Source organism: [Phormidium] sp. LEGE 05292, from assembly GCF_015207735.1.
Taxonomy (GTDB): Bacteria; Cyanobacteriota; Cyanobacteriia; order Cyanobacteriales; family Aerosakkonemataceae; genus Floridanema.
The window spans coordinates 1-7,359 of record NZ_JADEWG010000228.1; the positions used below are offsets into that span (position 1 = coordinate 1).

General features: G+C 37.6%; 9 protein-coding genes. 4 read left to right on the forward strand and 5 right to left on the reverse strand.

Translation table 11 applies throughout. The features are described 5' to 3' along the window. Positions 1 to 31: 31 nt before the first annotated feature. From IQ264_RS30475 to IQ264_RS30490, 4 genes are all read right to left on the reverse strand, one after another. A complete protein-coding gene (locus IQ264_RS30475; protein ID WP_193986106.1) occupies positions 32 to 496 on the reverse strand; it encodes a hypothetical protein in 465 nt (154 codons plus the stop codon). 206 nt (positions 497 to 702) lie between these two features. Further along, positions 703 to 1,905: a Coenzyme F420 hydrogenase/dehydrogenase, beta subunit C-terminal domain gene (locus IQ264_RS30480; RefSeq protein WP_193986116.1), complete on the reverse strand. Its 1,203-nt coding sequence runs from the start codon at positions 1,903 to 1,905 to the stop codon at positions 703 to 705. A 236-nt stretch (positions 1,906 to 2,141) separates the two neighbouring features. Beyond that, positions 2,142 to 2,663 carry a hypothetical protein gene (locus IQ264_RS30485; RefSeq protein WP_193986119.1) on the reverse strand — a complete coding sequence of 174 codons (522 nt, stop codon included), beginning with the start codon at positions 2,661 to 2,663 and terminating at the stop codon, positions 2,142 to 2,144. 6 nt (positions 2,664 to 2,669) lie between these two features. Then, positions 2,670 to 3,242: a hypothetical protein gene (locus IQ264_RS30490; RefSeq protein ID WP_193986121.1), complete on the reverse strand. Its 573-nt coding sequence runs from the start codon at positions 3,240 to 3,242 to the stop codon at positions 2,670 to 2,672. 290 nt (positions 3,243 to 3,532) lie between these two features. Between IQ264_RS30490 and IQ264_RS30495 the strand changes: the two genes are divergently transcribed. The 4 genes from IQ264_RS30495 to IQ264_RS30510 all read left to right on the forward strand — a co-directional run bounded on the left by IQ264_RS30495 (position 3,533) and on the right by IQ264_RS30510 (position 6,936). After that, a complete protein-coding gene (locus IQ264_RS30495; RefSeq protein ID WP_193986124.1) occupies positions 3,533 to 3,751 on the forward strand; it encodes a DUF2281 domain-containing protein in 219 nt (72 codons plus the stop codon). Positions 3,752 to 3,860: 109 nt separating this feature from the next. Further along, entirely contained in the window at positions 3,861 to 4,838 is a 978-nt protein-coding gene (locus IQ264_RS30500; protein WP_193986126.1) for a CheR family methyltransferase, read from the forward strand. A 252-nt stretch (positions 4,839 to 5,090) separates the two neighbouring features. After that, positions 5,091 to 6,452 (forward strand): 16S rRNA (cytosine(967)-C(5))-methyltransferase, encoded by a 1,362-nt coding sequence (locus IQ264_RS30505; RefSeq protein WP_193986128.1) that lies wholly within the window; start codon positions 5,091 to 5,093, stop codon positions 6,450 to 6,452. A gap of 61 nt (positions 6,453 to 6,513) precedes the next feature. Beyond that, positions 6,514 to 6,936: a TerB family tellurite resistance protein gene (locus IQ264_RS30510; protein WP_193986130.1), complete on the forward strand. Its 423-nt coding sequence runs from the start codon at positions 6,514 to 6,516 to the stop codon at positions 6,934 to 6,936. A gap of 111 nt (positions 6,937 to 7,047) precedes the next feature. On the opposite strand, the gene psb35 is transcribed toward IQ264_RS30510, so the two are convergent. Next, positions 7,048 to 7,284 carry a photosystem II assembly protein Psb35 gene (gene psb35, locus IQ264_RS30515; protein WP_193986132.1) on the reverse strand — a complete coding sequence of 79 codons (237 nt, stop codon included), beginning with the start codon at positions 7,282 to 7,284 and terminating at the stop codon, positions 7,048 to 7,050. Positions 7,285 to 7,359 lie beyond the last annotated feature (75 nt).

Genomic DNA, 7,359 nt, shown 5'->3' on the forward strand with positions numbered 1-7,359 from the left:
CATCTCCCCAGTCCCCAGTCCCCAGTCCCAATTATTCTCTAACAAGTAAAGTATAGTTACCTCTCACACCTTCGTCTTTAGAGCCTACCCAAATTTGGTATTCACCAGATTTCCAGTTTTTATCTTCGATACTGCCGATGCCGCAACGAATTACACCATTTGGGCCTTTAACGACTAATGTTGTAGGAGTTCTACCGCTTCTGAGTTCTAACTTGAGATGGGGGAAATCTTTTTGCAAAGTCATTACGTGGTCGGGGGTGGCACTGGTGCTGTATCCGACACAGAAGTTGTTGTCGCGATCGCGGTTTGCAATAGAAAATAGAGAGAAAGAACCAGCTGTGGAACCTGTGGCGATCGCACTTGAAGGTTCAAATCCTGGTGATACATTAATAGCACCATAATTAGCTGTTTGGGCGAGTACAGACGAAGCGCAAAGAAGTGTTACCCAAGCGAGAAATCTAGCGTGTTTGAAGTGCTGAATCGGTTGCTTTAACATAGTACACCCCCTTTTTCATTCGTAGGAATGAGAATCTTTCATCTCTAAGCTATTTCAGGGAGCGATCGCTACTTGCCAATGGCATGACAGTTTAATTTCTGCACACTTTTTTTCGACAGAGGAGAGAAATACCTGGAAAATTTAGTAACAAAAAACCCGGTCATATAGGTATAAACCGGGTAATTAAAGATATTTATGCGATTTATTTATGATTGGGGGAGTTTGTATTGGTTAACAATCTTTTGGGCGTATTCTGGGACATGATCGGCTAATTTTTCCGGGTAATTTCGCTTGACATACAAATAGTTACGAGTGAAGTGAGAGTCTATGGAAAATCGGGCATATTCCAAACCTTTAGGGCCAACTTTTTCAATTACTACGCCCATTAATTTCGCTGCCCACATCGGGAGAGTTACGCCTTTGTCGTAAGCGGGAATGCTTTGCTGGACGGCGTTGCGTCTGTCGCCAGAAGCGTTTACAGGTTGAGTTTCTATCTGGTCGTTGACCAAATCTAGCATTTCTTGACCTGTATCATTTCTGACAACAATCCACTGCCAACCAAAAGGTGCGCCCATGTATCCGACGACTAAATCTGCCAAACTATTAACGTAATCAAAACAGGTCATGCAGGAAGGGGCAAATACGTCTTTTAGTTCTTTGGTATTTAAACCGAAGAAGGGGACTGTTTCGATCGAGCCATCTTCATGTTTAAAATGTACGCGAAAGTCCTGCATAAATTCGTAATACACCACTGTTTCTGGTGACTTGCTGGTAGTGTCGAGGAATTTTTGCAATCCAGCGCGAGTAACATTATCGACACAGGGAGTACCTAAAACGTAGAGCTTTTCTAAACCTAGTTGTTTTTCGACGGCGCGTAATGCTTGAATTTGGCAACCAACGCCAATTACTAATAACCGTTTCATGCCAGATTGTTCTATTTGTTCTAGCACAGAAAGGTTTGGTGAAAGTGTGGGTTTGTTGACTTTGGCGGCGAGGATTTCTTCTGGTGTTCGGGCGATAATTGGCATTGGTTGAAAGCGGTCTTCTTTGGTATTTTGGACACAGACAACGCCTTCGACCATACCCCGATTGAGCATTTCAATTGCGATCGTACTCACAATTCCCGTCCATTGTGCGCCTGGGATTGGCTGTTTTTTGCGTGCCGCCATCATATCTTGGTGAACGCCAAAATACCAATCATCTTGGTTTTCCAAGTTGCGACTGCGCCCATGTGTTTCTGCTTCTAACTCGGCTATTTGCTGATTAATAAAAGCGCAAGCTTCCTTGACATAATGAATATAATATGTATCGCAAAGCCCACATTCGCTACAAAGATCTTTAGCGGGGCGGCGACTGGTTGATTTGAGGGCTTTGGCTTTTTTGTGTTTGGGGGAGTCTATTGCAGTCATTATGGAGTTTTGTTATCTGTGGCTGTTCTGACAATACTTTATTGTCTGTGTGGATGGGTGAGTAAATCAAGGCTTGGGGTGGTGAGAATTTGCAACCGCAGATGAACGCAGATGTTACTGTTAAATTTTGGCTGGGTGGATAATTCTTGTTTTTTTAACGCAGATGAATGCAGATGAACGCAGATGAACGCAGATGTTCGTGTTAAATTTTGGTAGATCGATCGCATTTCTCTTTTCTACAAAACTTTGCTAAGTGCGATCGTCATCTGTTGTAATTGTAAACGCATTTCATCAATCTTTTGTTCTAAAGTCACAATGTATTGCGCTTGCTGAACTACTTTTTGTTCTAATTCCGTTACTCTTTCTTCGATAGGAATTTCATTCCCAGTTCCGTTAAAGGCAGCTACAACATTTTTCCAGCTTGGAGAATTCAGCTTGATGTTATATTTTTTCTTTAAATGCTGGTAAGTTTTAGTACAGCTACCAAATCGAGCTTTCAGGGTTTCTTCTGTCCAAAATGCTGCTCCATTGAGTTGGTCTTTTTCCAGTACAGGAGAAGCACTTGCTAAGAGAGGATGGCTAAATGCCTCTTCATTTTCAGCTTTAGCATAAGCATAACCTGTCTGAAGTGCTGCTTCTGCTACACGGAAGGTATTTTTTCCCAGTTCTTCCCCTAGAGTCTGCATTTGGTTAATACCATTTTGCACATCATCTAGTTTTTGAGTAACTGCTTTCAGCGATTTTGTTAATTTACCCATCTTGTTCTATTCGTCTAACAATCTACGATTAATATTTTCAGTTGTTTCTTGTGCCCAAGTTTCATCTTGAGCAGATGCAGTTTTATTTTTAAATACCAAATCTTTTATGTCAGTATTCAGTAGCCTTTTAGCTGCTGTTAATAAAAGATAGAAACGACGACCAATTGCAAGTACACCCTGCTCTTTATTAACTTCTTCATAGACAGACTCAAATTCTTCTAGTAACTGATTCGTTGCGTTCATCTGTTCTTTTAAGTCACCTACTTGCTCATTGAGACTGTCTCCCCAGTTTTTTAACTCTCTCTGAACTTCAACACTATGAGCCAGCGATTTTTGTAATTTTTCTCTCTCTGCGTTCACTTTTTCTAGTGCTGTTGTTGTCTGCTTTAGATTATTTTGCAGCTTCACAAGGTTAGTTTTAGCTTCGCTTTGTCGTCGTACCAGTTGACCACGACTATTAGTAAGACTGCGGTATGTAGTGCGAAGTTCTTGATAAGCTTTTTCTAGTTCCTCACGACTTATATTTTGAGTATGCAAAGGAAATTCACTAACGCTTTTGTACTCTTTATAACTGGGCATCTTACTTCCCTACTATGTACATTTATTTTAGATTAAGTTTTAATTAAATTATTAAGTATGTTACATTGAAAATAAACTGTAAAATTACGGATTTTATTAATTTATGGCTACTTCCCTACTACAGAGCTAATACCCGACAAGCCCTAATTCAATAACTTTGCACCTTTCTTCTTCTTCCTTCCTGTCATTAAAATGAATAAAGGGTTTCGTGCCTAAATTTTAACCATTGACGTTTTATAACTTTTACGCTACTACTAAGTAGATTTACAAGATAACAATCCTTTAGTAATATGAACTCTGCAACACCCACACACAAACAATTATCCCAAGCTATTGAAGAACTTCCTTCAGAAGTATTACCTGAATTAGCAAATTTTATTGAATATTTACAGTTTAAGGTTAGTTCAACTCCTGCTTTAAAAAAAGATGAACCAGAAGAAAGTAATTTTTTAATGAAGATTGCTGGTTTAGGAGATTCAGAGGAAACAGATTTATCTGCAAGATTTTGAGATCGTTCGTCCATAACATTGTACTTATTTTGAAATACTACCTTAGAAAAAGCGATCGCACCTTTCCTCCTATAATTAAAAAAATTGTAAACCTTGTTACTAAATTAATATGATTGATCTAGTTTCTCAGGAGTACAAAAAACTAGTTTTTAAAAGCTTTGTCCAGATAGGCGCTCTTACCCTTTCTGTTGAAGAATTTATTGATATTGTATTTCCAAATTTTGCCAATGAGATAGAAAGTGAAATTCTTAAAATTGCTGAAAGTCTTCAGATCGCAGATGTTTGGGTAAACATTAAAAATATAATTGATGCCAATGAATTTGAACATCCTTTAATGATAGCTCTTTATAAAAATGAATTATTAAGAGAAATTATTGGCCCTGAATATTCATTTATCGATCGCTATCCGAAAGTATACGATCGCATTTTTCGGGAAATTCTTCCTTATTTAATAGAAAAATTTAATACAAATAAGGAAAATGCAGATGATTCCACGTATTTATCAATAGGTTTGATTGGTGCATCTTATGGACAGGAATTAATTACTATTTTAAAATATCTTTTTCCCTATTTATCTAAAACCGAAAATTCTGAAAAAACAGCGTTGAATATTGATGTTTTAAATAAACCGAATATTATATTTGATAAATTAAAAAACAATAATTTAATTTATCCCAAAACAGTAATTTCTAAATATATGTCACCAGAAGAACTTCAATTTTATTTTAGGGAATTAGATTCAGAATATTTGTATTTTTCGGATTTAATTTTTAAACAAATCAGATTTATTAATTTGAATTTATTAGACAAGAATAATTTAGAAGAGTTTGAAGCCAAAAAATACAATTTAATTTTTCTCCACAATGTTATTCAATATTTAGAGCCAAAAAAAGGTGAAGACTTAAATTTTATTTGTCAGTTTCTAGATTCTATACTCTATGAAGGAGGTATTATTTCTATAATCAATGAGAGTAAAGTGATTAACAGCCATATCACTAATTCCTTTGAACATCTGTATAAATTGAGCGGGTTATACTCAGAAGAAAAGGTATGCAAAGCTTCAATATATAAGAAAAATTATTATTGAAGTTATACAATCGTTGTACGTTCAAAAAATATTAGCCAGAAGTTGTTAAGATAGCTTATAACTGCCTCTTTTTGGATCATATTCTACAATACCTCCATAATCATTACTCAAGTATAGAATAGCGATCGCACCTCTCCCCCTCTTTCCTCTTCTCTTTCTTCGCGCTCTTTGCGTCCTTCGCGGTTCAAAAAAACTATCTCTCTTGTATCCCAACAAGATATCCTAAAAAAAGAACCCCATTAACTTGCCAGCATGAACCCCCAAAACCCCAGACAACTGGCATTTCTCACCCTAAGAGATATTCACAAAGGCGCTTATGCAGATGTCGCCTTAGATCGCTTTCTTCGCACATCAAACCTCAACGATGTCAATCGCAGATTTGCCACCGAATTAGTTTATGGTAGCGTGAGAAGACAACGCACGCTTGATACGATTATTGACCAATTAGGCAAAAAGAAAGCTAATCAACAACCATCAGATATCCGCACTATTTTACACTTAGGTTTATATCAATTACGATATCTTACTAACATTCCGGTTTCTGCTGCTATTAATACTACTGTTGAACTAGCAAAAGAGAATAAATTAGCTGCACTTAGCGGAGTGGTAAATGGTTTGTTGCGCCAGTATGATCGCATATCCTCCCCCAACCAAGACCCCTTAATTTTACCAGCAAACCTCGTTGCAAGATTAGGAATTTTATACAGTTTCCCCGATTGGATAATTCAATTGTGGTTAGAACAATGGGGAGCAGCAGAAACGGAACAATTGTGCGAATGGATGAACCAAACTCCGGCGATCGATCTCAGAATTAACCCTTTAAAAACCACCCTTGAAGAAGTAGAAACGATTTTAAAATCAGCAAATATTTTAGTTAAGAAAATACCCCATCTTCCCCAAGCTTTAAGGTTAATGGGGAGTACTGGCGCAATTCAAAATTTACCAGGTTTTCAAGAAGGTTTATGGACTGTACAAGATAGTAGTGCCCAAATGGTAACACACCTGTTAGATCCGCAACCTGGGGAAGTAATAATTGATGCTTGTGCGGCACCTGGAGGAAAGACGACACATATTGTAGAATTGATGAAAGATAAAGGGAAAGTTTGGGCTGGCGATCGCACTCCTTCCCGATTAAAAAAACTCCAAGAAAACGCCCAAAGATTAAATTTAAAATCTATTGAAATTTGCACTGGCGATAGTCGCAACTTTCCTCAATTTACCAATATAGCCGATCGAGTTTTACTCGATGTACCTTGTTCTGGATTAGGAACTTTGCATCGTCACGCTGATGCGCGTTGGCGACAAACTCCCGAAAATGTTAAAGAATTAGCAGCTTTGCAGAAAGAATTGTTAGATAGTGTATCTAAGTATGTCAAACCTGGAGGGATTTTGGTTTATTCTACCTGCACTTTGCATCCTTTAGAAAACGAACAGGTGATTGAAAATTTTCTCGCCACTCATGCGAATTGGCAAATTGAACTACCTGCTGCTAATTCACCAATGTACTCTTTTGTCGCGCCGCCTGGGTGGATTAAAGTTTTACCGCACCGAGAACAGATGGACGGATTTTTTATGGTACGTTTGCGATCGACAGCACAAAGCTTCAAAGAGTAATCGCAGTTGTCTATCAGCAATTTCTTGATTATTCTAAATAGATAAAATTAAGGAAAAAGCAATGGTTTCAAATTCAGATATTACAATTCTATTCAAGATCCTTGTAGGTGTAGCTTGGATTGATGGTAAAATTCAGCCAGAGGAACGAGAATATTTATACCGATTGGCGAAAGAAAAGGGTTTGGATAACGATCCAGAAATTTATCCCTGGCTCTATGAATTTCGCACAGTGCCACCTAGTCAATGTTATGAATGGGTACAAGAGTATTTAGGCGATCGCCCTTCTTCCGAAAAATGCCAAAATTTAATTGAAGCAATCAGCGCTTTAATTTACAGTGATAGCAATGTCACCTCTGAAGAGGCAGAACTAATTAACACTATTCAACAATTAGATCCCGCAAATAACCCACCTCAGACAATTCAAAGTACTATGTTGGGGGCAATTCAAAAACTTTACAAACGTTGGGTTGTCAAACAAAATTAGCGATCGCACTAACCAATTTCCAGATTAAGATTTCAGATTTAGCTGGGAAATTTTTTCACCAACTAGCAATCTGAAATCTCCAATCTGAAAATATTATTACTTGTGGATTAATTAGCCTTTGGGAGTACCAACACCAGGAGTTTCTTCTTTTTTCACTTCTGGAACAACAGAGGGGCGTTCTTTGTCTTCCCAGCCTACAGGACGCTTTGAATTATACCAAGCAATTGAACCGATCGTCACTGCGGCAATAAATCCAACTACATAAACTAAAGTAGCAGACACAGGAAAGTGAGGGGCATTAGCTGCACTATTAGCTGCACTAGTCGCAGTTTCCATTAGTAAACTCATCTTCTAACAACTCCTTAAATTTTCATCTTATCTAAAGTATAAAGAATTGAACAAAATAATCATCCTCCAGAAGTT